The 25961-nt window shown below is 66.8% G+C and carries 26 protein-coding genes and 1 pseudogene; 15 read left to right on the forward strand and 12 right to left on the reverse strand.

Annotation, left to right across the window (positions count from 1 at the left end):
- Position 1: 1 nt before the first annotated feature.
- From map to MKK62_RS14825, 5 genes are all read left to right on the forward strand, one after another.
- Positions 2-802, forward strand: a complete 801-nt coding sequence (map, locus tag MKK62_RS14805; protein WP_240259837.1) for a type I methionyl aminopeptidase — start codon at positions 2-4, stop codon at positions 800-802.
- A gap of 64 nt (positions 803-866) precedes the next feature.
- On the forward strand, positions 867-1391 hold the full coding sequence (locus tag MKK62_RS14810; protein WP_240259831.1) for a sigma-70 family RNA polymerase sigma factor: 525 nt from the start codon (positions 867-869) through the stop codon (positions 1389-1391).
- Positions 1388-3019: a carotenoid oxygenase family protein gene (locus tag MKK62_RS14815; protein WP_240259829.1), complete on the forward strand. Its 1632-nt coding sequence runs from the start codon at positions 1388-1390 to the stop codon at positions 3017-3019. Before MKK62_RS14810 ends, MKK62_RS14815 begins: the two co-directional genes overlap by 4 nt.
- 116 nt (positions 3020-3135) lie before the next feature.
- Positions 3136-3627, forward strand: a complete 492-nt coding sequence (locus MKK62_RS14820; RefSeq protein ID WP_434085088.1) for a sigma-70 family RNA polymerase sigma factor — start codon at positions 3136-3138, stop codon at positions 3625-3627.
- 130 nt (positions 3628-3757) lie between these two features.
- Positions 3758-4450 carry an anti-sigma factor family protein gene (locus MKK62_RS14825; RefSeq protein ID WP_286670903.1) on the forward strand — a complete coding sequence of 231 codons (693 nt, stop codon included), beginning with the start codon at positions 3758-3760 and terminating at the stop codon, positions 4448-4450.
- A gap of 2 nt (positions 4451-4452) precedes the next feature.
- Here MKK62_RS14825 and MKK62_RS14830 read toward each other — a convergent pair whose 3' ends face one another.
- Together MKK62_RS14830 and MKK62_RS14835 are read right to left on the reverse strand one after the other, a co-directional pair.
- Entirely contained in the window at positions 4453-5787 is a 1335-nt protein-coding gene (locus tag MKK62_RS14830) for an FAD-binding oxidoreductase (RefSeq protein ID WP_240259819.1), read from the reverse strand.
- Positions 5745-6926 carry a flavin-containing monooxygenase gene (locus MKK62_RS14835; protein WP_240259817.1) on the reverse strand — a complete coding sequence of 394 codons (1182 nt, stop codon included), beginning with the start codon at positions 6924-6926 and terminating at the stop codon, positions 5745-5747. Before MKK62_RS14835 ends, MKK62_RS14830 begins: the two co-directional genes overlap by 43 nt.
- An 82-nt stretch (positions 6927-7008) precedes the next feature.
- Between MKK62_RS14835 and MKK62_RS14840 the strand changes: the two genes are divergently transcribed.
- The 5 genes from MKK62_RS14840 to MKK62_RS14860 are packed head-to-tail and all read left to right on the forward strand — an operon-like array spanning position 7009 to position 11969.
- Positions 7009-8748: a thiamine pyrophosphate-binding protein gene (locus tag MKK62_RS14840; RefSeq protein ID WP_240259815.1), complete on the forward strand. Its 1740-nt coding sequence runs from the start codon at positions 7009-7011 to the stop codon at positions 8746-8748.
- Entirely contained in the window at positions 8729-9394 is a 666-nt protein-coding gene (locus tag MKK62_RS14845) for a DUF8713 domain-containing protein (protein WP_240259811.1), read from the forward strand. Before MKK62_RS14840 ends, MKK62_RS14845 begins: the two co-directional genes overlap by 20 nt.
- Positions 9391-10413: a 3-oxoacyl-ACP synthase III family protein gene (locus tag MKK62_RS14850; protein WP_240259809.1), complete on the forward strand. Its 1023-nt coding sequence runs from the start codon at positions 9391-9393 to the stop codon at positions 10411-10413. The genes MKK62_RS14845 and MKK62_RS14850 overlap by 4 nt, the downstream gene beginning before the upstream one ends.
- Positions 10413-11456: an aminotransferase class I/II-fold pyridoxal phosphate-dependent enzyme gene (locus MKK62_RS14855; protein WP_240259791.1), complete on the forward strand. Its 1044-nt coding sequence runs from the start codon at positions 10413-10415 to the stop codon at positions 11454-11456. Before MKK62_RS14850 ends, MKK62_RS14855 begins: the two co-directional genes overlap by 1 nt.
- Positions 11457-11462: 6 nt before the next feature.
- Complete coding sequence (locus MKK62_RS14860; protein WP_240259783.1) at positions 11463-11969, forward strand: MarR family winged helix-turn-helix transcriptional regulator; 507 nt, start codon at positions 11463-11465, stop codon at positions 11967-11969.
- Positions 11970-12069: 100 nt separating this feature from the next.
- Here MKK62_RS14860 and MKK62_RS14865 read toward each other — a convergent pair whose 3' ends face one another.
- On the reverse strand, positions 12070-13293 hold the full coding sequence (locus tag MKK62_RS14865) for a GAF domain-containing sensor histidine kinase (protein ID WP_240259781.1): 1224 nt from the start codon (positions 13291-13293) through the stop codon (positions 12070-12072).
- Positions 13290-13949 (reverse strand): response regulator, encoded by a 660-nt coding sequence (locus MKK62_RS14870; protein WP_240259779.1) that lies wholly within the window; start codon positions 13947-13949, stop codon positions 13290-13292. Before MKK62_RS14870 ends, MKK62_RS14865 begins: the two co-directional genes overlap by 4 nt.
- A gap of 92 nt (positions 13950-14041) precedes the next feature.
- Between MKK62_RS14870 and MKK62_RS14875 the strand changes: the two genes are divergently transcribed.
- Positions 14042-14557 carry an HAD family hydrolase gene (locus MKK62_RS14875; protein WP_240259777.1) on the forward strand — a complete coding sequence of 172 codons (516 nt, stop codon included), beginning with the start codon at positions 14042-14044 and terminating at the stop codon, positions 14555-14557.
- Positions 14558-14648: 91 nt separating this feature from the next.
- Here MKK62_RS14875 and mmsB read toward each other — a convergent pair whose 3' ends face one another.
- From mmsB to MKK62_RS14915, 8 genes and pseudogenes are all read right to left on the reverse strand, one after another.
- On the reverse strand, positions 14649-15530 hold the full coding sequence (gene mmsB, locus MKK62_RS14880) for a 3-hydroxyisobutyrate dehydrogenase (RefSeq protein ID WP_240259769.1): 882 nt from the start codon (positions 15528-15530) through the stop codon (positions 14649-14651).
- Between the two features lie 7 nt (positions 15531-15537).
- Positions 15538-16698 carry an acyl-CoA dehydrogenase family protein gene (locus MKK62_RS14885; protein WP_240264141.1) on the reverse strand — a complete coding sequence of 387 codons (1161 nt, stop codon included), beginning with the start codon at positions 16696-16698 and terminating at the stop codon, positions 15538-15540.
- A 12-nt stretch (positions 16699-16710) separates the two neighbouring features.
- Positions 16711-18231, reverse strand: coding sequence for a CoA-acylating methylmalonate-semialdehyde dehydrogenase (locus MKK62_RS14890; protein WP_240259760.1), 1521 nt, complete (start codon positions 18229-18231; stop codon positions 16711-16713).
- 106 nt (positions 18232-18337) lie between these two features.
- Positions 18338-18583, reverse strand: coding sequence for a DUF732 domain-containing protein (locus MKK62_RS14895; RefSeq protein ID WP_240259758.1), 246 nt, complete (start codon positions 18581-18583; stop codon positions 18338-18340).
- Positions 18584-18678: 95 nt separating this feature from the next.
- Complete coding sequence (locus MKK62_RS14900) at positions 18679-19035, reverse strand: DUF732 domain-containing protein (RefSeq protein WP_240259756.1); 357 nt, start codon at positions 19033-19035, stop codon at positions 18679-18681.
- 147 nt (positions 19036-19182) lie between these two features.
- A pseudogene (locus MKK62_RS14905) lies at positions 19183-19527 on the reverse strand (DUF732 domain-containing protein); the annotation flags it as partial.
- 9 nt (positions 19528-19536) lie between these two features.
- A complete protein-coding gene (locus MKK62_RS14910; RefSeq protein ID WP_240259752.1) occupies positions 19537-20943 on the reverse strand; it encodes a PPE family protein in 1407 nt (468 codons plus the stop codon).
- Between the two features lie 12 nt (positions 20944-20955).
- The gene (locus tag MKK62_RS14915) at positions 20956-22290 is read right to left on the reverse strand and encodes a PPE family protein, SVP subgroup (RefSeq protein WP_240259750.1); all 1335 of its coding nucleotides are present in this window, start codon (positions 22288-22290) and stop codon (positions 20956-20958) included.
- Positions 22291-22943: 653 nt separating this feature from the next.
- Between MKK62_RS14915 and MKK62_RS14920 the strand changes: the two genes are divergently transcribed.
- The 4 genes from MKK62_RS14920 to MKK62_RS14935 all read left to right on the forward strand — a co-directional run bounded on the left by MKK62_RS14920 (position 22944) and on the right by MKK62_RS14935 (position 25916).
- A complete protein-coding gene (locus MKK62_RS14920) occupies positions 22944-23243 on the forward strand; it encodes a PE family protein (protein ID WP_240259740.1) in 300 nt (99 codons plus the stop codon).
- Between the two features lie 112 nt (positions 23244-23355).
- The gene (locus tag MKK62_RS14925) at positions 23356-24588 is read left to right on the forward strand and encodes a tetratricopeptide repeat protein (RefSeq protein ID WP_240259738.1); all 1233 of its coding nucleotides are present in this window, start codon (positions 23356-23358) and stop codon (positions 24586-24588) included.
- 90 nt (positions 24589-24678) lie between these two features.
- Positions 24679-25218, forward strand: a complete 540-nt coding sequence (locus tag MKK62_RS14930) for an RNA polymerase sigma factor (protein ID WP_240259736.1) — start codon at positions 24679-24681, stop codon at positions 25216-25218.
- The gene (locus MKK62_RS14935) at positions 25215-25916 is read left to right on the forward strand and encodes a QcrA and Rieske domain-containing protein (RefSeq protein ID WP_240259734.1); all 702 of its coding nucleotides are present in this window, start codon (positions 25215-25217) and stop codon (positions 25914-25916) included. Before MKK62_RS14930 ends, MKK62_RS14935 begins: the two co-directional genes overlap by 4 nt.
- Positions 25917-25961 lie beyond the last annotated feature (45 nt).

Below are 25961 nucleotides of genomic sequence, written 5' to 3' on the forward strand. Positions count from 1 at the left end.
GGTGATCGGCCTGGCCGGCCTGCGCAGCCGCAAGGTGGTACCGCAGCGAAGCGCGGGAGAACTCGACGCGATGGCCGCCGCCGGCGCCGTCGTCGCCGCCGCGTTGGCCGCAGCGCGGGAGGCCGCGGTGCCCGGGGCCACGACCCACGACCTTGACCAAGTCGCCGAGTCGGTGATTCGCGACGCGGGCGCCACGCCGTCGTTCCTTGGCTACCACGGATACCCGGCGTCGATTTGCTCGTCGGTGAACGACCGTGTGGTGCACGGGATTCCGTCGACAACTGAGCAGCTGGCCGCCGGTGACCTGGTCTCGATCGACTGCGGCGCGATCTTGGACGGCTGGCACGGTGACGCCGCGATCACATTCGGTGTCGGGGCCCTCATTCCCGCCGACGAACTGCTCTCCCAAGCCACCAGGGAGTCGATGGAGGCGGGTATCGCGGCGATGATCCCCGGCAACCGCCTGACCGATGTCTCGCATGCCATCGAAACAGCCACCCACGCGGCCGAGGCCCGGTACGGGCGCAAGTTCGGCATCGTCGAGGGCTACGGCGGCCACGGCATCGGTCGTCAGATGCACATGGACCCGTTTCTGCCCAACGAAGGCGCGCCGGGGCGTGGCCCGATCCTGGGTGTCGGATCGGTTCTGGCCATCGAGCCGATGCTGACCCTGGGAACGCGCAAGACCGTCGTGCTCGACGATCAATGGACGGTCACTACCACCGACGGCTCACGGGCCGCACACTGGGAGCACACCGTCGCCGCCACCGAGAACGGACCTCGCATCCTGACCCTCGCCTGATCTCCGTGCCGGTGGCGGTGAACCAAACGGACACCTGCACCGTGTCATCACCGAAAGGCTGGTGATGGACATACCTGGCGCCGGCGCGGATGCGAATGCTCTGGAGCGGCTGTGCGACCAGCACGCCGCTGCTTTGTGGCGCTATGCGTGGCGGTTGACCGGCGATCATGCCCATGCCGAGGACGTGGTGCAAGAAACCTTGTTGCGGGCGTGGCAACACCCTCACGTCCTGCGCAACGGACAGTCCCCGCGTGCGTGGCTTTTCACCGTTGCTCGAAACATGGTCATCGACGACCGGCGCAGCGCCCGGTACCGCCACGAGGCGGTACCGGTGGACGGCTCCGGCCCTCCGGAAACCACTGGTCCCGATGAGGCCGTAGCGGCGCTGAACCGCGCGTTGATCGGCGACGCGATGGCGCAGTTGTCCGCCGAACACCGGGCGGTTGTCGGCCGGTCCTATTACCAGGGCTGGACAACCGCGCAGATCGCCGCCGATCTCGGGATTGCCGAGGGCACGGTGAAGTCGCGGCTGCATTACGCGCTGCGAGCGCTTCGTCAGGCTCTGGTGGAAATGGGTGTGACGCAATGACGGGGTATCGGAACGGCAACGAGCCGATGGGAGCCCACGAGTACGAGATGTGGGATGCCGCATACGTATTGGGTTCGCTGTCGGACGCCGATCGGCGCGAATTCGAGACGCACCTGCTCCGCTGCACGCCGTGCCAGGAAGCGGTCGATGAACTTGTCGCCCTGGCGCCGCTGATGTCGTTGGCCCGCGACGACACGGCGGTGCCGCCGTGCCCCGATCTGCTACCGGGCCTGCTCGCGAAAGCAGATCAACGGCTCGCGGCGGCGGCGGACAGCATTCAGCTGACGGCAGCGCCGGTCGTCGAGCCGGAGACCGTCTTTCCGATCTTTCGCACCGGCAACTACGCCCCGGTCCACGACGAGTTGACGGAGTTCGACCTACCGGTCGAGGGCCGCATTCCCGCCGAACTCAACGGTTGGTATTTGCGCAACGGCCCCAATCCCCGTGCCGGCGAGGCGCATTGGTGCGTAGGTGACGGGATGGTGCACGGCGTGCGTCTGGAGAACGGTCGCGCCGCCTGGTACCGCAATCGCTGGGTACGCACCGAGAGCTTCGATTCTGCAGTCCCGCTCTACAACCCAGACGGCAGCCGGAATCTGCATTCGAGCTTCGCCAATACCCACGTGGTGCGGCATGCGGGAAAGACCCTGGCGCTGATGGAATTCTCGTTGCCCTACGAGATCAGCAACGACCTGAAAACGCTGGGCGTACACGATTTCAACGGCACCCTGACCGACTCGATGACGGCGCACCCCAAGATCTGCCCGCAGACCGGCGAATTGCATTTCTTCGGCGGCGGCAACATCTTCGAGCCGCACGTGAACTACCACCGTGCCGACGCCGCCGGCCGGCTGACGATCAGCCGCCCGATCGACGTGCCGGCGCTGACGCTGATGCACGATTTCGCCCTGACCGCGCAGCACGTCGTCTTCCTCGACCTGCCGGTGCTGTTCGACCTCGGCGTGGCGCTCAGCCGGCCCGGCGACCGGGATCTGCCGTACCGCTGGAACGACCAATACCCCGCCCGCCTCGGGGTGTTGCGCCGCGACGACCCGTACGGACAGCTGCGGTGGTTCGACATCGACCCATGCTTCGTCTTTCACGTCGCGAACGCCTACGACTCCGGTCGCGCGATCGTGCTCGAAGTCCTGCGATACGACGAAATGTGGCGCTCCAACAGCGAATTCACCGGCGACGCGGCACTGTGGCGCTGGACGATCGACCTGCACACCGGCGCGGTCGAAGAGACTCAGCTCGACGATCGCGGTGTGGAGTTCCCCCGCGTCGACGACCGGTTGGCCGGAACGTCCGCCCGCTATTCGGTCGCGGTCGGCGGCGGCGCGTTGGTCCGCTACGACCTGCGCAGCGACACCGCGGTGGAGCACCGATTCGGGGGCGGTGGCCGGCACGATCCGCCCGCGATGCCCGGCGAGGCGGTGTTCGCCCCCGCCGACAGCCGTTCCGATGAACTCGCCGGGTGGTACCTGACCTACGTCTACGACCCGTCGACCGACAGCAGTGATCTGGTGATCATCGATGCGTCGGACTTCGAGGGCGAGCCGCTGGCCCGAGTACGGATGCCCCGCCGGGTGCCGCACGGGTTCCACGGCAACTGGATCCCGGACTGAGCCGGGTCGACGATGCTGAAACCCCGCGATGAACTGGGAAGGGACGCAACTCGTATCACTTGTCAGGAGGTGATCGAGTGAGTCGAGTCACCGATGCGGACGACGAGGCCGCGTTGATGAAGGCGCTCTACGACGAGCACGCGGCGCCGTTGTGGCGCTACGCGCTCCGGCTGACGAGCGACGCAGCCCGTGCCGAAGACGTCGTCCAGGAGACGCTGCTGCGCGCCTGGCAGCACCCCGAAGTGGTCGGTGACACCGAACGTTCAGCGCGGGCATGGCTTTTCACCGTTGCCCGCAACATGATCATCGACGAACGACGCAGCCCGAAGTTCCGCAATATCGTTGGCTCACTGGACGATCCGGGAGTGCCGGAGCGTTCGACGCCCGACGAGGTCGACTCCGCCCTGGACCGTTTGCTGATCGCCGACGCCATGGCCCAGATGTCGGTCGACCACCGCGCCGTCATCGAGCGGTCGTACTACCGGGGCTGGAGCACCGCACAGATCGCGGCCGACCTCGACATCGCCGAGGGGACGGTCAAATCGCGGCTACACTACGCGGTGCGGGCCTTGCGACTCACTCTGCAGGAGATGGGGGTGACCCGGTGACTGCCCCAAATAGCAATGATGTGGTTGCGGCCGTCCGGGCCGCCGTCCGCTACGAATACCTGTGCATGGCAGCAATTGGGGAGTCACGATGAGGGTTATCGGGGGTTTCGGCCAACCCGGTGACAGTGACATGCCCGCCGGTGACAGCCACGAATACGCGACCTGGGACGCGGCCTACGTGCTCGGATCGCTGTCGCCCGCCGATCGGCGCGAGTTCGAAGCACACCTGAGCGGCTGCCCGCTGTGCAGCGCGGCCGTCGGCGAACTCAGCGGCATGCCGGCGCTGCTCTCCAAGCTGGACGGCGGCACGGTGGCCGCGATGGACGCCGGCGGCCACCTCGAGGAGCCGCCGAACCTGCTGCCGTCACTGATGACCGAGGTGCGTCGCCGCCGGCGCCGGGTCCGGATGGTGACGTGGACGTCGGGGGCCGCCGCGGCCGTGCTGCTGGCGGTCGCCCTGTTCGTCGGAATCTGGCCGCACAATCCGGCGTCGACGCCGCCGCGGGCCAGTGTTTCCGCGCTGCAGATGGACCAGGTCGGCACCAAGGCGCTGGCCTCGACGGTCTCGCTGAACAGCCAGGAGTGGGGCACCTACATCGACCTCAACTGCGTCTGCCTGGCTCCGGTGACCGCGCATCACGACAGGCTGGCAATGGTGGTGGTCGGCCGCGACGGCACCCACACCCAGCTGGCCACCTGGATCGCCGACCCGGGCCATACCGCGAAACTGGCCGGCAGCACCTCGACACCGGTCGAGCAGATCTCCCAAGTGCAGGTGGTCTCCGCCGACGACGGACGGGTGCTGCTGCAGCGTTCCCTCTGAGGCTAGGGCTGCGCCATCCAGCTGTGGAACATGCCTTCGGGATCGTAGGCCGCGCGAATCTGTTGCAGCCGAGCCATATTCGGCTCGGTGATGAATGTCGCTGAGCGCCGGGCGAGATTCTCGTCGGCCAGCGAGATGCCGGTAGCCAGATGCGACATCGCTGCCATATTCGACCTCGCCCAGTCGCCATAGTTCTCGTCGTCGGCGGGATCGCTCCACGCCGTGTAGAGGCCCAGGTAGAACTCGTCTTCGACGCCGTACACCATCGCGGCGCGCTGCGCGGACGGCTTCCAGCCGGCGAACACGAAGTGCGAGGGGTGCGGGGGCAACGTCTCGATGATTCGGCGGATTCCCGGCAGTAACTCGTCGGCCGAGGCGGACGTGAACATGTTGTCGACGCTGTACCTATGCGCCGCAGGGTATTTCATCATCACCACGGTATACCAATTGGCAAGCGTCGTCGGCAGGTACGGAACGTTGACAGTCGCGCGATCGATGACCGGGCACGTGCCGAGGATTGCGAGGGCACGGGTTGCCTCGTCGTCGGAGTCGGCGAACACCGGCGACGCGATCGCGATCGTGGGCACGTCGGGCCCGACCTCCGGGGAGTTGCGGGAGGTCAGTACCTGTAGCTCGACCCGGTCATCGACGTCGATCGAGCGGGCCCAGCTGAACACCTCGTCGGCGACTTCGATCGGATACATGTACAGGCTGGTTCCTAGCACGCCCGGACGAGGGTAGACGCGCAGAGTGAAAGACGTGACCACACCGAAGAATCCGGGCCCGCTACCGCGGGCCGCCCAGTACAGGTCGGGGTGCTGCCGCTCGTCGCAGTAGAGCGTGTCGCCTTCGGCGGTGACGACCTCCAGCCCCAGCACGCTCTCGCACGCCGGCCCGACGACCTTGCTGTTCCAGCCGTATCCGCCCTGCAACAGGTAGCCGCCGAGCCGAATGCCTTCGCAGTGGCCGGACGGGAAAAACAGGCCCTGGGCGTCGAGGTCGGTGGCAAATGTACTGGCGACCACGCCCGGCCCGACACGGGCCGTCATCGTGTCGGCATTGACACTGCAGTGGTCGAGCCGGCTGACGTCGAGCAGCATGCCGCCGTCTCGCAAATGGCTTGCCGCCCAACTGTGTCCACCCGAACGGATGCCGACCCGATACCCCCGCGAGCGCGCATGGCGAATCGCGGCAACGACGTCGTCGGTATCGCATGCCTGCACGATCACGTCGGGAAAGCGCTGCGGCAGAATGCCATTCCACACCGTCTCGCGGCGTGCCGCTTCGTAGCCGTCTACACCGCGGTGGAAGTACCGCTTTGCCGTGAGTAGTGCCATTGCCTGCCCTTCGTCGTGGCCGCGAGGTAGTCGGCGATCTCGGCTGCCAGCGGCGATGCTGCCCGCCGAATCGCCCGTAGCGGGCCGTTGGGTGGAATGCCATGACCGATCGCGAACAACCCACCGCCCAGATCGGCGGAGAAACCGCCGCGCGGATGGCCGTTCTCGTCGAGAACGCCGAGATGGCCGACCAGGCCGCCCAGGTCGGGCTCGAAACCGGTCGCCGCGATGATCGCGTCCGGGGCGACGCCGGTGCCGTCGGCCAGGATGACGCGATCGGGCTCGAGCGCCGCGACCGCGGCCACCACGTCGATCCGGCCGGCCCGCACCTGCCTGACGAGCTCGTCGGCCAGGGTGGGGATGCGGCCCCGGCTTTCGACGGTCGCCTTCAGCCCCATCGGCGGCTTCGCGAAGCCGTAGGGCGAAAGGTTGCCCAGCAGTGCACGATTGAGCCCTGCGATGACCGGGTCGACCAGCCGTGCGGGCACACGCGCGAACAGTTCCAGGAAGACGTCCGACGGGATCGGCCCGATCGCACGGCGCACGAGATGTGGCGGTGTTCGGACCGCCAGCCACACCCTGCCCGCGCCATTGCCGGCCAGCTGCACCGCGATGTCTGCGGCCGAATTGCCCGCGCCGACCACCAGCACGTTGCGGCCGCGGAACGGCCACGCGTTGCGGAAGTCGACGGAATGCACCACCTCGCCGGTGAACTCGGCGAGACCGGGCCAGCGCGGGATGGCGGGAGTGCGGTAGCGGCCGGTGGCCAGCACGACGGCGCGCGCACCAAGGTCGCCCGATGAGGTGGCAACCCGCCACCGCGCGGGCGCCCGCTCGATGCAAGTGACTTCGCGGCCCAGGTCGAGCGCGATCTGCTGGCGCCGGACATAGCTGTCGAAGTAAGCGACCATGTCTTCCTTGGTCGGCCAGCGTCCATGCCGGAGCGGAATCCGTTGTCCGGGAAGGTGTGACAAGAAGCCGTTGGTGTTCAACCGGAAGTCGTCGTAGCGGTTGCGCCACGACATCGCGGGAGCGGACGCCTTGTCGACGACTAGGGCCGAGACGCCATGGCGGTGCCCGAGTTCACGGGCGACGGCGAGGCCGGCGGGCCCGGCGCCCACCACAATGACGTCTTGCACAGGGATTAATACGTAGCCGGATGCCGCGAGGTTCACTCGCGACGGGATTGAACCGGAGTTGGGTGTACACCGTGTCCCTGATATGTCGAGGAAGTACCGAGTGGTCGACCACATCGTCCGGCAACTCGCTTGCGCCGGCATCGAGTACATCTTCGGTGTCGACGGTGCCAACATCGAGGACCTCTATGACGCCGCATACTTCCGGCCGGACGTCACCGCGGTGCTGGCCAAGCATGAGTTTTCCGCCGCCACGATGGCCGATGGCTACAGCCGCAGCGGAACCGGGCTCGGTGTGGTTGCCGCGACCTCTGGGGGCGGTGCACTGAATCTCGTTCCGGGGCTTGGTGAGTCGTATGCCAGTCGGATACCGGTGTTGGCCCTGGTCGGTCAGCCCGCCACCGGGATGGATGGGCGCGGCAGCTTTCAGGACACCAGTGGACGCAATGGCTCGCTGGACGCCGAGGCGTTGTTCGCGCAGGTGTCGGTGTATTGCAAGCGGGTGCGCAACGCCGCCGAGATCGTCTCGGCGCTACCGGCGGCGATCGCGGCGGCGAAAACCGGCGGGCCAGCAGTTTTGCTGCTGCCCAAAGACATTCAGCAAACCGTGATAAAACCTGGATGCGCCCTGGGCGTCGCCGGACGCCGGTCCGTCGGTGATCCGCACCCGATTGCGCGTGCGGTGCGGCGCACCGCCGGCCCGGTCACGATCATCGCCGGCGAGCAGGTCGCTCGAGACGATGCGCGTGCCGAACTCGCCGAGCTCCGCGGTGTGCTGCGCGCACAGGTGGCCTGCGTGCCAGACGCCAAAGACGTCGCGGGAACCCCCGGTTTCGGCTCGTCGTCCGCGTTGGGCGTCACCGGCGTGATGGGTCACCCAGGGGTGGCCCGGGCGGTGGCCGAAAGCGGGCTGTGCCTGGTCGTGGGCACGCGACTGTCGGTGACTGCGCGGGCGGGTCTCGAAGACGCCCTGGCCGCAGTGCCGACTATGTCTATCGGTTCGGCACCGCCGTACCTGGCCTGCACCCATATCCACACCGACGATCTGCGGACGTCGCTGCGAATGTTGACCGAAGCGCTGACCGGTGCCGGCCGGGCCGCTGGGATCCGGGTGCCCGACGTTGTCCCGCACACCGAACTGACCCCACCCCACTTCGACGGGCCAGGGGTGCGTTACCGCGACGCGATGGCCGAACTGGATCGGACGCTGCCTGCCGGCGTCGACATCGTCGTCGACGCGGGAAACACCGGCGCGGCGGCCATTCACTACCTGCCGGTCCGCCGCCGGGGCCGCTTCGCGGTCGCCCTCGGCATGGGTGGGATGGGCTACAGCTTCGGAGCCGGCATCGGGATGGCGTTCGCCCGTCGCAAGGCCCAGGGGACCAGCCGTCGAGTCGTCGTGATCGCCGGCGACGGCGCCTTCTACATGCACGGCATGGAGGTGCACACAGCGGTGCATTACCGGCTGCCGATCACGTTTGTCTTGCTCAACAACAACGCCCACGCCATGTGCGTGACCCGGGAGCAGCTCTACTACGACGACCTCTACAGCTACAACCGCTTTACGCCCAGTCACCTGGGGGCCGGCCTGGCCACGATGTTCCCCAAGCTGAGCTCGACGGACGTCAGCGATGCAGCGGGATTGGCCGAGGCCGTGCGCGCGTCGCTCGACATCGACGGCCCCTCGGTCGTCAGCGTCGAGTGTGCCGCCGACGAAATCCCGCCTTTTGCACCGTTTCTCGGAGCTTCTGTAAGCAATCGCACCAACCACCAGTATGTGTCACCAACACAGGAGGATCACGCCCATGTCGCTGCCAGCGCTTGACGATATCGTCACCCACACCGGCACCACCAGACCGATCGACGGGGTGGTCCGCATCGAGACGACGCCACTGGAAGAGACGGCCGGAACGTTCCTGTCACAGATGCGCTCGGTGTATCCGCACAGTGAAGTATTCGGAAAGTACTGCACGGTCAACGATTACGTGGACTGCCCGCCCGACGAGCTGTTCGCATACCTGTCGGACACCCGCAGCCTGGAGGAGTGGACGTACACACTGCGCGGCTTCACCCCGACCGAGGAACCGGGACTGTGGGAGGCCTACGACCGGCTGCTGCCCGACACCACGATCTACACCCGCACCTACGCCAACTCCGAGGCGCGGACCGTCGACTATCACTGCGCCTGGGATCAGGGCCGCCACCTCTGGATGATCTACCTGATGCGTATCCTCGACGCGCGGGTGGTGCTCGACAAGCCGGGTTCGGTTGTGCTGTGGACCAATTGCCGGCATCCGTTCTACGACCGAAACCCCTACCCCGAGACCGCACCGGCTGGGCGCACCGGCTGGGTCGGCGACTTCTGGGACCTGTTCGGGCCTGGTCACACGCTGGAACTGAACAACCTGAAGAGCATCGCCGAGTACCGGCACCGTCATGGTCTTCCGATCACGCCGGCGTGGATGAAATGACCGGGCAGCCCAGCGTCAGCCTCCTCGACGTCGCCAGCTATCTTCCCGGCGAGCCGATTGGTGCCGACTACTACGCGCAGTTCGCCGACTCGGACGAGTTGCGCGACAACGTGATGTTCCGCGGTCCGAGCTTTCGGCACCACGTCGGCCCCGAGGAATCCGCGACCGACATGATCGAGCGTGCCGCGCAAGGCCTCATCGATCGGCACGGTCGTGACGTCGTCGACAATGTCGACATCTTGATCACGCACGCGCAGATGCCGGACATGCCGTTCTACGGCGGCGGCGGCGCGATCGCGCACCGGCTCGGCATGCGACCGTCCTGGGTGCTGGATCTGCACAACGGCGGCTGCGCGGCATTCGTGTTGGCGCTCAATGTCGCTCGGCGACTGATCGCCTCGGGAGAGGGACGGACGGCGCTGATCGCGGTTGCACAGAACGCGGCCGGGCAGGTGTTCGACCAGCCGGGAGTGCGCCGCAAGGCCCAGGCCGCGATTCCCGGAGACGGCGCCGCGGTCGGGCTGGTCGCGCTGTCGGACCAGTCACCCATCCTGGACGTCGAATGCCGCACGTACGGTGAGTACGCCGGCGACATGACGCTGGCCATCGATCCGGCGCGGAAGTGGTGGCAGCCCGGGCCGGGCGAGGCGTGCATCGGGTTCACCGAGACCAAGATCGCCAAGGTGTTGGCCCGTGGCAATCGTCAGGTGCCCGAGGTGGCGTTCGCGGTGTGCGACCGAATCGGCTTGAGCAGCAAGGACATCGACTTACTCGTCACCAACCAGCCCAACCGGGTGTTCCTGCGCAATTGGCGCGAGGCTCTGGAATTGCCCGAGTCGCGGCACCTCGACACCTACGACGAGTGCGGCAACCTGTTCGGGGCCGGCATCCCGGTGAACCTGGACCGTGCCATCTCCGACGGGCGGCTCGAGGCCGGTGACGTGGTCATGATGGCGGCGTTCGCCCATGCCGGCGACTTCGCCGGCGCCGCCGCGGTGCGCTGGGGAGGTCGCGGCTGATGGGCGAGCCGGCGCTCTGCACCTCGGCGACTGCCGAGATCATCGCCGCGTTGCCGCAAGCGATCGACCCGCACGCCCTGTCGCTCAACGAAAGCCCTTTCCCGCCGTTGCCTGCCGTGCGCTCGGCACTCGCGCACAGTCTGGACTCGGCCAATCGTTACCCCGAGTTCCTACCGGGCCAGATGCCCCGCATGATCGCCGACCGAATCGGGCTGAACGACGATCAGGTGGTGGTCGGACCGGGAGCGTCCGGGGTGGCGATGCAGGTATTGCACGCGGTCACCCGGCCCGGCGATCGAATCGTGATGAGCACACCGACGTTCGACGGCTACCCGATCTTCGCTCAGATGGCGCGGCTGGCGCCGGTCAGTGTTCCCCTCGACCCCTACGGCTATCAGGACCTGGTGACCATGGCCGAGGCGGCGACCGACGCCAAGGTAGTCGTGTTGTGCCGCCCGCACAATCCGACCGGCACCCTGGAGGCGATCTCGTCGATCGAATGGTTCTTGAACCAGGTGAGCAGCAACACCATCGTGCTGCTCGACGAGGCGTACGTCGAATTCGTCGCGTCGCGGTACCGGATCGACGGACCCGAACTGGTGCGCCGCTTTCCCAACGTCGTTGTGCTGCGGACCTTTTCCAAAGCATACGGACTGGCGGGGCTACGCATCGGGTACGGGTTTGCCGCGCCTGAGCTGGCATCGACGATCTCGGGCCTGCAACTGCCGTTCGGGATGAGCAACGTCAGCGTGGCCGCGGTGGCCGCCTCCTACGACGCCGAAGACCAGCTCGGGCAGCGCATTCGGCGGATCACCTCGGAGCGCAATAACCTGCGCCTACGGCTGATGGCGATGGGCGTCTACAGCATGGACTCGCACGCCAACTTCGTCTACTTGCCCATGGCGCGGCGGCCCTGGCAGGAGGTGTTCGCCGAAGCGGGCCTGCGGGTCCGCTACTACGACGACGGCGGCGCACGCATCTCGGTCGGAGAAATGTCGTCGACCCTGGCGGTGCTGACCGCGGTGGAAAAATCAATGGTATGAAGGGGCGTGGCCCCGACCCGACCTGATAACCGCGACCCCATCGCGGTCGCACGCGCGAATTGGGAACGGGCCGGCTGGGGTGACGTCGCCGAGGGAATGGTCGCGGTGACCTCGGTAATGCGGGCGCATCAGATTCTGCTTGCTCGCGTCGAGAATGCCTTGCGCCCTTACGATTTGAGCTTTTCACGCTTCGAGTTGTTGCGCCTTCTGGCGTTCAGCCGCAGCGGGGCGTTGCCGATCACCAAGGCATCCGATCGGCTGCAGGTGCACGTCACCAGCGTCACCCACGCCATCCGACGACTGGAGGCCAACAAGCTGGTGGAGCGGGTGCCGCACCCCACCGACGGGCGCACCACGTTGGTGCAAATTACGGATTTGGGCCGGTCGACCGTCGAGGACGCCACCGTCACGCTCAACGAGCAGGTGTTCTCCGACGTCGGCATGTCAGAACACGAGTCGCGGGCGCTGGTGTCGTCGATCGAGACGCTGCGGCGAAACGCCGGCGACTTCTAGTCGGTCAGGGCGGGCACGGCTTCGACGCGAAAGTGTCAGTAGCGACGCTGCTACTCGCGGTTCACGTCGGTACTTGCACTTTCGGCGCCAGTTTTCCAAGCTAGTCGGTCAGGGCGGGCACCGGAATCGTCGCGGTGACCGCGGTCCCGGAGCCGGGCCGCGAGCGGATGTTGAGCCGCCCGCCGACCAACTCGGCGCGTTCGGCCATCGACAGCACGCCGTAGCCGCCCATCTCGTCGCCGCCCAGCGGATGCTCGAAAGTGTCGAAACCTACTCCGTTGTCGACGATTTCGAGGCGTGCGGTGGGCCCGTCGTCAATGGCGAAGCGCACCCGCGCGACCGACGCATTGGCGTGCTTGACGATGTTCTGCAGGCCTTCCTGGGCGATCCGGTACAGCGCGATTTCGATGTGCTCGGGCAACCGGACATCGGCGAGGTCGAGTTCGGTGTCCAGCTGCGGGATCGAGCGAGCCAGGCTGGCCAGCCCGCCGGACAGACCCAGGTCGTCGAGTACCGGCGGCCGCAGGCCGCTGATCGCGGCTCGGGCTTCGCCCAGCGTCAAACCGACCAGTTCACGCGCCTCGGCAAGCTGGCTGGACGCCTCGGCGGCATCCGTGCCGACGGCCCGGGCCGCCGCGTCGAGGCGGTAGGACAGCGTGATCAGGCGCTGGGAGATCCCGTCGTGGATGTCGCCGGCAACCCGGCGGCGTTCGATCTCCTGCGCCTCGATGACCTGTTCGACGAACAACTCGTGGGCCCGCTCCCTGGCCACCAGCTGCCGGTGCAACCGCGCCTGGTGCATGGCGCCGGCGATCAGGCGGCCGATGACGCGCAGCAATTCGACGTCGCGGTCAGTGAATTCGCGACGGGCGACGGTGTGCACGTTCAACACGCCGACCAGTCCACCCGGGTCGGTCTCCATTGGCATCGAAACCATCGACGTGAAGTCGCGCCCGCGCAGCGACTGGATCGGCAGGTAGCGGGGGTCGGCCTCCTTGTCGTCGGTGATGACCACCGGCTCGCGGTGTTTGGCCACCCACCCCGAGATGCCAGATCCCAACGGCAGTCGAATCTTTCCCACTTGGCCGTCGAACGGTGGCGTCGCGCCGGCCAGCGTCAGCGAGCGGTCACTGTCGTCGAGCACGTGGACGAAGCACACGTCGGTCCCGGTGGCGGCGGTGATCATTCGAGCCGCCGCGGCGGCTAGCGGCTCGACCCCGGGACCGCTCGACGCGGCCTGGATGAGCTCGCGCAGCAACGCCAATTCGCGATCGGTGTCGACGAGGTCATGCACGGCATGGGATTGGCGACGAGAGGGGCTCATTGATAGATGCCTTCGCGCAGGGCGGTAGCCACCGCGCCGGTGCGATCGCTGACACCGAGCTTGCGGTAGATCGCCCGCAGGTGGCTCTTGACGGTCTCCTCGCCGATCACCAGTTTGGTGGCTATCCCGCGGTTGGACAGCCCGCTGACCATGCAGGACAGGATCTCGCTCTCGCGTTGCGTCAGTCCTTGTCGCGCGCCCGGCCAGAATTCGTCGCGCTGCATCCGGGCTGCGGTGTCGGCGGCGCGGGCTGCCATCCCCGGATCGATGACCGTGTCGCCCTGGTGGGCCCGCTCCAGCTGACGGACCAGCTCGTCGCTGCTGATGCTCTTCAACAGGTAGCCGCTCGCACCGACCCGCAGCGCCTGGTAGAGGTACTGCTCGTCGTCGTAGACCGACAGCATCACGACTTTGCGGTTTGACCCGCGCTCGCGAAGCATCTTGCACAGGTCCAGTCCGCTGGAGCCCTGCATGCGTACGTCGCAGAGCACGACGTCGGGCTGCAGCGTGTCGACGACCTCCAACGCACGCTCCACCCCGACGGCCTGCCCGACGACCTGCACTCGGTTGTCGAACGAGGTCAGCATCGCCTTGAGTCCTTCGATGACCATCTCGTGGTCGTCGACCAAGACGACGCGGACCGGCGCAGAAAACATGGCCCCACCCTAGGCAAAAGCGACCGTTTGGCCATCCGAATCCCCCTAATGGGGGAGGCTAGGTCAGGTCGATTGGGGGCACCCTGTGAGGCGTGCGAGCCAAGGGGAGAGCCCGTCCGACCCGGACGTTCTGGTGGGACCGCGAGTCGCGGACCGAAACCGACGACTTGCGTGCGGTGATTTTCGACGCCGATACGGTGCTCGCTCGGGTCGAGCACGACTGCGACATGGCGGCCAGGACGGATCTGATCGACGCGGTGATGAGCCTATTCGTCGCGGGCATCTGGGTGGGCGTGGTCAGCGCCCGACCCCGGGCCGAAGTCGAGACGATGGTGCGTCACCTTCTCGGCGACGGCCTGGTCGAGACGATCGTGACGGTCGATGACTTGCCCGACGCCGCCGGGGGTCCGGCTGACGGGGGAGAGCTCTATCGGCTGGCGTTGTGGGAGATGGGAATAACGTCCTGCGCCGCGCTGGCCGTCACGGGTCCCGACGGGCTTCGGGCGTCGGCGACGGCGGGTGTGCCCGCGGTGGTCGTCGACGAGCCGCTATCGGCGACCAGTTGCCAACAGGCGCACCGCCGCTGGCAATTACGGCAAGCTGCGTAGAAAGCCAGCCGTTCACATCGACGTTTTGCAGCGGAATGTCGAGTGGGTGCCTTCAAAACGTCGATTTGAGCGACTCTGTACGTCAACGCAATTAGCCGCGTAGCGTTTCGATGATCGCGCTGAAGTCCTTGTCGGGGTTGGTCGCTGCGAATGTGGCGTACATCTCGGCGGCGTGGCTGCCCAGCGGCGCGCTCGAGCCGGTCGAGTGGACGGCGTCCATCGCCAGCCCCAGGTCCTTGTTCATCAGCGCGGTGGCAAAGCCGGGTTTGAAGTCGTTGTTGGCCGGCGACGTCGGAACCGGGCCGGGCACTGGGCAATTGGTGTGCACCGCCCAACAGTTGCCGGTTGCGCCGGTGATGACGTCGAACAGCGACTGAGCCGACAGCCCGAGCTTGTCGGCCAGCACGAACGCTTCGCCGATCGCGATCTGGTGTACGGCCAGCACCATGTTGTTGCACACCTTGGCGGCCTGCCCGGCTCCGGCATCGCCGCAGTGAATGATCTTGCCCGCCATTGGTTCCAGCACCGGACGGGCCCGCTCCAGCGCATCGCTGTCGCCGCCGACCATGAACGCCAGCGTGCCGGCGATCGCGCCTTTGACACCACCGGACACGGGTGCATCGAGTTGGGCCACGCCATGCTTGGCCGCCAAAGCGTGTACCTCGCGGGCGTCGTCGACGGAAATCGTTGAGCTGTCGATGAATAACGTTCCCTGATCGACAGCGGGCAGGATGTCGCCGTAGCAACGCTTCACCAGATCGCCGTTCGGCAGCATCGTGATCACGACATCGGCACCGGTCGCCGCCGCCGCCCCGCTGTCCAGCACCTGGACGCCGTTGCTTGTCGCGGCCTCGACCGCGGCCGGCACCGGGTCGAACCCGCGGACGGTGTGGCCGGCGTCGACCAGGTTTTTCGACATCGGACCGCCCATGTGGCCGAGCCCTAGAAACGCGACCGTGAAGGGATCAGTCATGGCTCTCCTAGGCGTTTGCGCGGACTCGGGCGGCTTCGGCTCGTCCCACGACCACCCGCATGATCTCGTTGGTGCCCTCGAGGATGCGGTGCACCCGGAGGTCGCGCACGATCTTCTCCAGACCGTATTCGCGCAGATAGCCGTAGCCGCCGTGTAGTTGCAGGGCTTTGTCCGCGACGTCGAAACACGAGTCGGTGACGTAACGCTTCGCCATCGCGCAGAGCGCGACCTTGTCGTCGGCGTTGCCGTCCAGCGCGGCGGCCGCTCGCCACAGCATCAGCCGCGAGGTTTCCAGCGCGGTGGCCATGTCGGCCAACGTGAATCGGATGGTCGGCTCGTCGAGCAGAGGAGCCCCGAACGCTTCGCGGTGCGCGACGTACGTCGCGGCCTTGTCGTAGGCGGCCTGCGCGCCGCCCAGCGAACACGCGGCAATGTTGATCCGGCCGCCGTTGAGGCCGTTCATCGCGATGCCGAAGCCGCCGCCTTCACCATCCGCGCCGCCGAGCATCGCGTCGGCGGGCACCCGCACACCGTCGAGGATGACCTGTGCGGTCGGCTGCGCGTTCCAGCCCATCTTCTCTTCGTGAGCGCCGAAACTGAGCCCGGGCGTGCCCTTTTCGACGATGAACGCCGAAATCCCACGCGGGCCACTCGATCCCGTCCGGGCCATGATCACGTAGACGTCCGAGGCGCCCGCACCCGAGATGAACTGCTTGACGCCGTCGAGTACGTAGTCACCACCCTGCCGAACCGCTTTGGTGCTCAACGCGCTGGCGTCCGAACCCGCACCCGGCTCGGTCAGGCAGTAGCTGGCGATTGCGTCCATGGACGCCAGCCGCGGAATCCAGCCCTTGCGTTGCTCGGCGGTGCCGAATGTGTCGACCATCCATGCGCACATGTTGTGGATCGACAGGAACGCCGCGGTCGTCGGGTCGGCCATCGCGAGTTGCTCGAAGATCCGCACCCCGTCGAGACGGCGCAGCGCGCTGCCGCCCACGTCGTCGCGGCAGTAGATCGCGGCCATACCCAGTCCGGCCGCCTCGCGCAGTTCGTCGATCGGAAAGTGGTGCGTGGCATCCCATTCCAGGGCATACGGGGCAATCTTCTTGGCGGCGAACGCGGCGGCCGTCTCGGCGATGACCCGCTCGTCGTCGTCCAGGCTGAACAGTTCCATCCCGGGCTACTTCATGGTCGGGATGGAGAACTCCGCGCCATCCTTGATGCCCGACGGCCACCGCTCGGTGACGGTCTTGACCTTGGTGTAGAACTGGATCGACGCGGGGCCGTGCTGGTTCAGGTCGCCGAAGCCGGACCGCTTCCAGCCGCCGAAGGTGTGGTAGGCGACCGGCACCGGGATCGGCACGTTCACGCCGACCATGCCGACCTGCACCCGGGACACGAAGTCGCGGGCCGCGTCGCCGTCGCGGGTGAAAATTGCCACGCCGTTGCCGTATTCGTGTTCGGTGGGCAGGCGCAACGCGTCTTCGTAATCGTGCGCGCGGACGATGCACAGCACGGGACCGAAGATCTCGTCGGTGTAGATCGACATGTCGGTGGTGACGTGATCGAACAATGTCGGCCCGATGAAGAAGCCCTTCTCCAGGCTCTGGTCGTCAAAGGTGAGCTCGTCGGTGGTGCGCTCGCGGCCGTCGACCACCAGGTCGGCGCCGGCCTCGACGCCCTGGACGATGTAGTCGCGCACCCGTTTGAGGGCGGCCTCGGTGACCAGCGGGCCGTAGTCGGCCTTCGGGTCCAGGCTGTGGCCGACCCGCAACTGGTTGATGCGCTCAACCAGCCTGTTGCGCAACCGGTTTGCCGTCTCTTCCCCGACGGGAACGGCGACGCTGATCGCCATGCAACGCTCACCCGCGCTGCCGTAGCCGGCCCCGATCAGCGCGTCGACCGCTTGGTCGAGGTCGGCGTCCGGGAGGACGATCATGTGGTTTTTGGCGCCGCCGAAGCACTGCGAGCGCTTGCCATTGGCGGCCGCGGTCTCGTAGATGTACTGCGCGATGTCGGAGCTGCCGACGAATCCGACGGCCTCGATGTCCGGGTGATGCAGGATCGCGTCGACGGCTTCCTTATCGCCCTGGACCACCTGGAACACACCGGGGGGAAGGCCCGCTTCGAGAAACAGCTCGGCCAGACGGACCGGCACCGACGGGTCGCGCTCGGAAGGCTTGAGAATGAACGCGTTTCCGCATGCGAGCGCGGGGCCGGCCTTCCACAGCGGGATCATCGCCGGGAAGTTGAACGGCGTGATGCCCGCGACCACGCCGAGCGGCTGGCGGATCGAGTAGACGTCGATGCCCGTGCCGGCGCCCTCGGTGAACTCGCCTTTGAGTAAATGCGGGATCCCGATGGCGAATTCGATGACCTCGACGCCGCGCTGAATGTCGCCCTTGGCGTCCGGGACGGTCTTGCCGTGTTCCAGGGAAAGGAGTTCGGCCAACTCTTCCACGTTCGCGTTGACCAACTCGACGAACTTCATCATGACCCTGGCACGGCGCTGGGGGTTGTAGGCGGCCCATTCCCGTTGCGCCTTCTTGGCCGAAGCCACCGCGGTGTCGACGTCAGCGGCCGAGGCCAGCAGCACCTGTGCCTGCACCTCGCCCGTGCTCGGGTTGAGCACATCGGCGGTCCGGGTCGAAGACAGGTCGCTACGGCGCCCGTCGATGAAATGCGGAATCTTCTGAGTCATGGGTGTCCCTCGGACATAGAACGTCAGCAGTCAGGTTACTAGGACATCCTAGTAACCTGACTGCACCGGTGGCAAGGGCGCTGGCAGAGGCGTTGAGCGGGCTCGCCTACGACGCTGCGCGGCCCGCGCGTCCAGGACAGAAAGCTTGGGTGGACACCCGAACGAACAAGACCATCGAGCGCTGGTATTGGTCGAGCGGGTTGATCGGGGCATCGTCGTATGCGGCATACGCAAGCTTGTCCGCGATGTCGGCCGGCGATTCCCCGTTGGCGAGGTCCGCACATACCTGATGACCGGCCGCGATGACGCTGGGGATGCCGTCGTTGGCCGGGATGCCTGCACTGTCGAGCATGGCTAGGAAGTTGTCGTCTTGGGAGGTGGCGAATGCCGGGGGCGCCCATGCGACTGCAGCGCAAACGAAGGCCGCACCGATCATTGGCGAGGGCTTCACTGCAGTGCTTGTCCGCCCGGATGGGTGGTCTGCCAGATCTGCCCGCCGGAGTGGTCGCGTTCTGGGCACAGGTAGTGCATTGCGTCCGCGACGAACACCGTCGACTGGTTGTCGTCCAGCCTTGTCTGCTCGTGCACGGCCGTGCCGACTTCGTCCCCGTTCATGGTGGCAAGCAAATCGCAAGCACTGTGGGCCGACGTCAGTAGGACGGCATCGGAGGGCCCCGCGATTCCGTCGGCTTTGAGTTGGGCCAGCAAGGCGTCGTCAGGCGAGGCATGCGCCAGCGGTGCGGCGAACAGCGCGACCCCGGTCATCGCTGTCGCGGCCCACCGCTTTGCCCGCCGTTTCGTCATCCCTCAGGAATACCGCACTCGAACCATCGGGCGTTAGTCGCCGCCACCGGTGTGGTTGGCGCTGGTCTTGCTGTGGTCTTCGGTTTTGAGCACGGTCGTCTCGTCCTCGCCGGTGCCTTTACCGGGAGCGTTGCCCTTGAGGTATTTCTTGCCGGGCTCGCCACCCTCGTCGAGTTGCTTCGGGCAGTACGCCTTCGCCGAGATCACCGCGAATTGCGCGGCACCGTTCTCGGTGAGAGCCGGATTGCTCTCCTGCAGGTGCTGAATGAGATGCAAGCCGTGCATCCCGTTGTGCAGTGCACCGCACACGGCCTGGCCCGCGCTGACGGCCTGCCCCGGATCGGAGAAGCCGATTCCGACCTTCTTCAAGTCGGCGATGAACGCGCCGTTGTTGTCGTCGGTGGCCGGCTCGTCGACGCCGGGTTCGGCGTGTGCCGGCGTGGCGAGCGCCAGACCCAGCGATATGCCGACCAGAGCGAGTAGTTGTTTCATCGATCCCCCTTAACCTGTTTCAGTTGCGGCCTTTTGGACCGCTGCCGTGGCTTTGCCGTCGGTGAGATGCACGGCGTGGATGCCTGGTTTTGTCGACAGCTTGGCGACCAGGTCGTCGAGTCCGGCCTCGTCGACGTTCCAGTGCTGGACCTCGTCGGGTGCCTCTTGCAGCTTCGCGATGACCTTGTCCAACGGGACCGGCCCCTTCGAGCGCGTCGGTGTCACCACCTTGGCGCGTACACCCGTCGAGGCGACGACGCGAGATGCGGGGCTCCCCAGCGCACCGCCGGCCAAGCTGCCCAAGGTGGCCTGGTTGAGCGCGCTCAGCGGCGCTTCCATGGTGGGAGCGGCCGTCGCGGCAAAGGCGCCGTCCGGCAAGGAGGTTGCGGCGAGCCTGATCGCCGGGGTCGCTCCGGCCCAGCTGGGCGGCACCGACAGCTTGCCGATCGTGTGCGCGCCGCCGATCGCTGCCGCCGCGGCTTTGGGTGCGATACCGAGGCCGCCGGCATGTCCCGGTGACGAGAGCCCGGCGCCCAGCGATCCGAGCCCGATGCCGTGGCTCCACGGCTGGTAGACGAAGAAGTTCTTCCACTGCGAGATGCCCATGCTGGTCGAGCTGTTGACGACGTTGGTGTACGTCGCCTGACTTCCGACGCTGTTGGCGAAGCTGAACACGCCCTGGTACAGCGACTGCAGGTTGGAGCCGCCCGGGATGAGGCCGAACGCGTTGGTGAAGAAGTTCGTGTAGGAGGTATTGAGATTGGTCAGGGCCGTCGAGAACGAGTTCGTGATGGTCTCGATCTCGGTGAGGATTCCCGAGGGGTCCAACGGTGCCGCGGCGGCGGCCTGCGTGGCGGCAGCCTGCGCGGCGGTCCCGCTTGGGTTGGTCGTCTCCGGCGCCTCGGTGAACGAGCCCAATCCCGACGTCGCCGATTGCGACGATGCCGAGTACCCGGTGATGGCAGCCACGTCCTGTGCCCAGAACTGCTCGTACTCCGCTTCGAGGGCGGCGATCGCCGCGTTGTACTGGCCGAAGATGTTGGCCTGCAACAGCGTCAGCAATTCAGCGCGGTTTGTCGCGATCTCGGCCGGCGGAACGGTCGCCGCCAACGCCGTGTCGTAGGCGCTGGCCGCGGCCCGGGCTTGGCCCGCGGTCTGCTCTGCCTGGCCGGACGTCGTCGACAACCAGGACACGAACGGCGCGGCGGCCGCGGCTGCGGCCTCAGCCGACGGGCCGGTCCAGTCGCCGCCGACCAGGCCGGCAATTGTCGACTCGAATTGGGTTGCGGTCGACTGCAATTCGCTGGACAACGCGTCCCAGGCCGCGGCCGCGGTCTGGAGCGACTCCGCTCCCGGACCGGCGTAGATCTTGGCGGAGATCAGCTCCGGCGGCTGCGCTGCGAAATCGAAAACCATTGCTGACTCTCCTTATTCCGCGCTCGGCGGGATGACGATGATGGTGGCGCTGGTGGCGATCTCGTCGGCCGCCACCGCGCCGGGGACGCGGTAACCCTGACCAACGGCCGCGCGGGTGGCGGTACCGCCGATGGCCCGTCCGGCGAGGCTGGATAGCGCCGTCTGGCCGAACATGCCGGGCTGGGCGAGTCCCATCTCGGGGGCCGCGTCGACCGCGGATGCCTCCATCTCGGCCGCGACCGAGCGGACCGCGGGTGTGGCGGCGGCCCAGTTCTGCGGCACCGACAGCGAACCGATGTAACTGGCCCGCCCGACCGATGCCAGCGTCTCGGCGCTGCCCGCCCCGGAGTACGAACCGCTCAGCAGCCCGCTGTGCAGCAACGGCGACAGCGCCCCGGTGATGGGAGTCGGGTGGAGTAGCGGCCCGATGCCCTGAATGCCGACACCGAGGCCCGGGATGCTGATAGACGCCTGGTAGAAGCTCCTGATCGCGCCGGAGGCATACCCCAAGGGGCTGAACGGCCCGGCGAGGAACGTGCTGATGCTGCTGTTCAGCGCGCTGATCAACTTCGACACGCTCGACACGCCGCCCGTCACGTCCGGGGGCAGCGTCGCCGTGATGGCCGGTATTCCCAGCGAGTTGATGAACGCGGTCTGAGCGGCCGTCAATTGTGTGCTGAAGCTGGTGATGTCGGTGTTCAGCGTCGTCAACTGGGTGTTGATCTGCGTCAGGAACGCCAGGAGATCGCTCGTGGCGTCAGCGGGCTGGGATGCCGCTGCCTGCGCGGTGGACGCCGCCTGGCTGGCCTGCCCGCTGTCGTTCGTCGTGGCTGGTGCCTCAGTGATGGCCGGCAGCTGGGTCGCCGCCCCCGCGGCGCCGGCGTAGGCGTACATCGCTCCCGCATCCTGAGCCCAGAATTCGGCGTAGGCGGCCTCAGTCGCGGCGATGGCCGGTGTGTTGATGCCGAGGAAGTTGGTGGCGACCAACGCCGCCAGCAAGGCGCGGTTTGCCGCAATGACCGGCGGCGGGATGCTGGCGGCGAACGCAGCCTCGTAGGCGGCTGCGGCAGCCTGTGCCTGCGCCGCCGTCTGCTCGGCTTGGGCTGCGGTCGTGCTCAACCACGCGGTGTACGGCGCCGCCGCGCTGGCTGCAGCCTGCGACGAGGGCCCCTGCCAACTCGAGGTCAACTCGGTGAGCGTGGAGGCGTAACCGGCCGCGGTGGTCTGCAGCTCGCTCGCCAGCGCCTCCCACGCCGCGGCGGCGGCCAGCAGCGGCGCCGACCCCGGACCCGTGTAGATCTTGCCGGAGTTGATCTCCGGCGGTAGCGCCCCGAAATCGAAAACCATCCGTGTCCCTCGCTCGGCTGTGTGGTCCCCAGAGCCCCGCGCCGGTACGCGCAGGGCGATTGAAAGCTTCACGAAGCGTTCCTCCGCAGCTGGCAATTCAGTGCACAGCGCCTGGCAGCTGCCTGGAACGATTCCGCAGCCAGAAGATTAGTGAGACTCAGCGGTTCGACGGACCGAGCTGTCGTACGGCGGGGTCGAAACGCCGGCGCTGGTGTGCCGCTCCGACCTTGCCGAAGGTGGGCGCGACTGGTCGTGAAAACAGGCCTTCAGCTGCGCTATTGGAGGGGCGAGTGGTGGCATCGATCCGGCTCGCAAAAAGTGAATGGCAGGGGGCCAACAATAAAAATCTGGTTATCCAAAATCCCGGACCCCGCGGGCTCGGTCAGACCGCGCGGACGAGGCTCGTTGCCAGCGTTTTTTACGGTGAGATTCTTAACGGCGGCTGTGAGCGGGAGTATGGCGGCGCCGACGGTGTTCGAGCACCTCGATACGCACGCGGGCCGGCCGGGTACGACGCCCGCGGCATCGTGAGATCGGCCGGCACTGGCCTCCTCGTCTTCCCATCCGGCATAGTTGGTCTTACGGTTCTCGCACAGGCCACCGTTAGACCGCTTCGCGCGCCGTCGCGAAGTTCGTATTGAGGAGACATGCACATGTCATTCGTGACCACTCAGCCCGAAGCCCTGAGCTCGGCAGCGACCGCCCTGGGCGGCATTGGCTCGTCCTTCTCGGCCCAGAATGCCGCCGCGGCCGGCCCGACGACCGGCGTCGTACCTGCTGCGGCCGACGAAGTGTCGGCGTTGACCGCTGCCCAGTTCGCCGCTCACGCGCAGCTCTACCAAGCCGTCGCCGCCCAGGCGGCCGCGATTCACGAGCAGTTCGTGAACACGCTGGGCACCAGCGCCGGTTCCTACGCAGCGACCGAGGCCGCCAACGCCGCGTCAGCTGGCTAGCACCTACCTTTCCGTCGGCCGGGCACCTTAACGGTGTCCGGCCGACGTCTTTTTGTCCAAGTACGCTGCACGATTGGACGGTGTGCTCCACACACGACAGGTAGGAACAGCGGTGGCGGAATCCGTGTCGATTGCGACGACAGCCTTGGCCGAAGCCGAACGTCTGGTGCAGGGGGGCGAGTTCGCGGCTGCCGTTACCGTGCTGGAGGACGTCGTCGATGACGACCCGACGCTCCCGGTGCTGTACCTGTTGGCATCCACCACCCTGGAACTCGGTGAGCTCGACAAGGCGTTGCATTACGCCACGCGCGCGGTGGACACCGACCCGTCGTCCGCGCCTGCTCACGATGCGCTCGCGAGAGTGTATGTCGCGCAGGAGAATTACGGCCTGGCGCTGTCGGAGCTCGAACAGGTCGCCGCCCTCGGTCGCGAGGAGCGCCTCGCGGCAGCGCCCGCTCAATACTCGGTTCCGGCTCATTTCGCCCTGCACAATGTCGAACAGCTCGAGCACATCATGGCCAGCAACGACCAGCAGCAGGCGTCCGTCAACGGATTCGTCAGTGGGCTCGAAGGTATGCGTCAGGGCCTGAGCGAGGTCATCGATGCCGCTGACGGCGAGCCGCCGTGGATATCGCTGAACCCGATCAACGGCCGGATGCTCGCCGACCCGCCCTACGTGAGGGTTGCCGAGGAGCGACTGCCCTCATACCTGAACCCGGCTGTCGACTACGTGCCTATCCGGCAAGAACTCGCGGCCGGCAGAGAAGTTCAGGTGATCGACGACTTCTTGACACCGGACGCACTGGCACAGCTGCGACGGTTTTGCCTCGAATCCACGGTCTGGCGGCACGCCTACCCGTTCGGCTACGTCGGGGCGTTTCCCCAACACGGATTCGCCAGCGTCTCCCTTTTCGCGGTCGCAGAGGAGTTCGCTGCGGCGATGGGTGAGCCATTCGCCGACTTCCAGTTGGCCGCCTGGTGGGCCTTCGTCTACGACGGCCATCTGCCGGGTACCGACATCCACGGCGATGACGCCGACTACTCGCTGAACGTGTGGATCACCCCCGATTCGGCGAACCTCGACCCGGACAGCGGCGGCCTGGTGATGTGGGACAAGAAGGCGCCCAGCGACTGGAGTTACGACGACTACAACTCCGGCGGCGAGAAGGTTCGCGAGTTCCTCGAGGCGCAGAACGCGGAATCGACCGTGATTCCCTATCGAGAGAACCGCGCAGTCCTGTTCGAGGGACACCTCTTTCACAAGACCGACGACTTCACGTTCGCACCCGGATATCTCAACCGGCGACGCAGCGTAACCATCCTGTTCCGCCGCCGCAAAGGCTAGTCACGGGCTGCTCCGTGTAACCCGAGACGCTATGGACCACTGACAGGCAAGATTCTCGGCGGAGCCACGCTTTCGACAGGCAGGCAGCATGTGACGGCACACGGTGATTCTGTCGCCCCGCGACCGCTGCGGTTGGTGCCCGGCGACGGATACCCGGACTGGGAAGCGGTCTACCAGGACAACGCCACCTGGGTATACCGCACGATCTATGCCCGCGTCGGCAACCGGGCCGACGCCGAGGACCTCACCGCAGAGGTGTTCCTCGCCGCGTTGCGGCCCCTGCGATTGACGGCCAGTGTCGGCGAGATCCGCGGCTATCTGCGGACCACCGCGCGAACCGTGCTGGCCGCCCATTGGCGCGAGACGTTGGGCCGCGAGATCACCTCGATCGACGATATCGAGCAGCCACCCGAAAGCGAGCAGGCCATCAGCACCGCGCCGCAGCGGGTCGCCGGTGTCCTCGCACAGTTGCCGGACAACTATCGACGAATCCTGGAACTTCGCTTCCTGCACAACCGTTCGATCAAGGAGTCGGCGGCCGAACTAGGGGTTAGTGTCGCCAATGCCAAGGTGCTCCAGCATCGGGCGTTGCGACTGGCCGCGCAGGTCAACGAAGAGGGCGGATCATGAACACGCGAGCATTGCGCTCCTACATCGACGACCTGCTGCGCGGCCGTCGCCCAAAGCCGTTCCGGCCCGACGACTTCGAGGCCGCCCAGATCCGAACCGCGATCGACCTCCAGTCCGCGCGCCCGGACAGCGACGCGCCGCGTCCGGAATTCTTGACCGATCTGCATCGGCGACTCGCCGCCCAACAAGACGGTTCCGCGCGGACCGCGCCGACGGCGAATGCCACCCGTCGCAGCGTCATCGTCGGCACGTCGGCCGCTGCGGCGGCTGCGGTCGCGGCGGTGTCCATCGACCGCGCATTGATCGACGGCACGCAGGTCGCCCAGCGGAACAACGACGGGCCGCAAGAGCTCACGCCCAACACCGGGCGCTGGGTCCGGGTCGCGGCGAGTGGTGACGTATCCGAAGGCGCCATGCGGCCTTTCGACGTGGGCTCGGTGATCGGATTCGTCCGTCGGGTCGACGGTAAGCCCGAGGCCGTGTCGGGTGTCTGCACCCATCAGGGCTGCCGGCTGTGGTTCGACGCACCCGACGATCGGTTGCGCTGCCCGTGCCATACGACGTCGTTTACGCCCGCCGGTCTGGTGCTGACCCATCAGCTGCCGATAGCGCCGAAACCGCTGCCCACGTTGATGGTTCGCGAGCAAGATGGCGTGATCGAAGTGTTCGTCCCGGCGTCTCCGAACGAGCCGGCCTGACGCTGTAACCCGCTGCCCTATCTCTTGGCGAGGCGTGATTGCACG

The sequence above is a fragment of the Mycobacterium paraterrae genome, assembly GCF_022430545.2.
Taxonomy (GTDB): domain Bacteria; phylum Actinomycetota; class Actinomycetes; order Mycobacteriales; family Mycobacteriaceae; genus Mycobacterium; species Mycobacterium paraterrae.

What these genes read in the sequence shown, in the direction of transcription:
- MKK62_RS14810 (WP_240259831.1), top strand. Translation starts at nt 867, where the DNA reads ATGGACATACCTGGCGCCGGCGCGGATGCGAATGCTCTGGAGCGGCTG.
- MKK62_RS14815 (WP_240259829.1), top strand. Translation starts at nt 1,388, where the DNA reads ATGACGGGGTATCGGAACGGCAACGAGCCGATGGGAGCCCACGAGTAC.
- MKK62_RS14820 (WP_434085088.1), top strand. Translation starts at nt 3,136, where the DNA reads ATGAAGGCGCTCTACGACGAGCACGCGGCGCCGTTGTGGCGCTACGCG.
- MKK62_RS14825 (WP_286670903.1), top strand. Translation starts at nt 3,758, where the DNA reads ATGCCCGCCGGTGACAGCCACGAATACGCGACCTGGGACGCGGCCTAC.
- MKK62_RS14830 (WP_240259819.1), bottom strand. Translation starts at nt 5,787, where the DNA reads ATGGCACTACTCACGGCAAAGCGGTACTTCCACCGCGGTGTAGACGGC.
- MKK62_RS14840 (WP_240259815.1), top strand. Translation starts at nt 7,009, where the DNA reads ATGTCGAGGAAGTACCGAGTGGTCGACCACATCGTCCGGCAACTCGCT.
- MKK62_RS14845 (WP_240259811.1), top strand. Translation starts at nt 8,729, where the DNA reads ATGTCGCTGCCAGCGCTTGACGATATCGTCACCCACACCGGCACCACC.
- MKK62_RS14850 (WP_240259809.1), top strand. Translation starts at nt 9,391, where the DNA reads ATGACCGGGCAGCCCAGCGTCAGCCTCCTCGACGTCGCCAGCTATCTT.
- MKK62_RS14855 (WP_240259791.1), top strand. Translation starts at nt 10,413, where the DNA reads ATGGGCGAGCCGGCGCTCTGCACCTCGGCGACTGCCGAGATCATCGCC.
- MKK62_RS14865 (WP_240259781.1), bottom strand. Translation starts at nt 13,293, where the DNA reads ATGAGCCCCTCTCGTCGCCAATCCCATGCCGTGCATGACCTCGTCGAC.
- MKK62_RS14870 (WP_240259779.1), bottom strand. Translation starts at nt 13,949, where the DNA reads ATGTTTTCTGCGCCGGTCCGCGTCGTCTTGGTCGACGACCACGAGATG.
- mmsB (WP_240259769.1), bottom strand. Translation starts at nt 15,530, where the DNA reads ATGACTGATCCCTTCACGGTCGCGTTTCTAGGGCTCGGCCACATGGGC.
- MKK62_RS14890 (WP_240259760.1), bottom strand. Translation starts at nt 18,231, where the DNA reads ATGACTCAGAAGATTCCGCATTTCATCGACGGGCGCCGTAGCGACCTG.
- MKK62_RS14895 (WP_240259758.1), bottom strand. Translation starts at nt 18,583, where the DNA reads ATGCTCGACAGTGCAGGCATCCCGGCCAACGACGGCATCCCCAGCGTC.
- MKK62_RS14900 (WP_240259756.1), bottom strand. Translation starts at nt 19,035, where the DNA reads ATGACGAAACGGCGGGCAAAGCGGTGGGCCGCGACAGCGATGACCGGG.
- MKK62_RS14910 (WP_240259752.1), bottom strand. Translation starts at nt 20,943, where the DNA reads ATGGTTTTCGATTTCGCAGCGCAGCCGCCGGAGCTGATCTCCGCCAAG.
- MKK62_RS14915 (WP_240259750.1), bottom strand. Translation starts at nt 22,290, where the DNA reads ATGGTTTTCGATTTCGGGGCGCTACCGCCGGAGATCAACTCCGGCAAG.
- MKK62_RS14920 (WP_240259740.1), top strand. Translation starts at nt 22,944, where the DNA reads ATGTCATTCGTGACCACTCAGCCCGAAGCCCTGAGCTCGGCAGCGACC.
- MKK62_RS14935 (WP_240259734.1), top strand. Translation starts at nt 25,215, where the DNA reads ATGAACACGCGAGCATTGCGCTCCTACATCGACGACCTGCTGCGCGGC.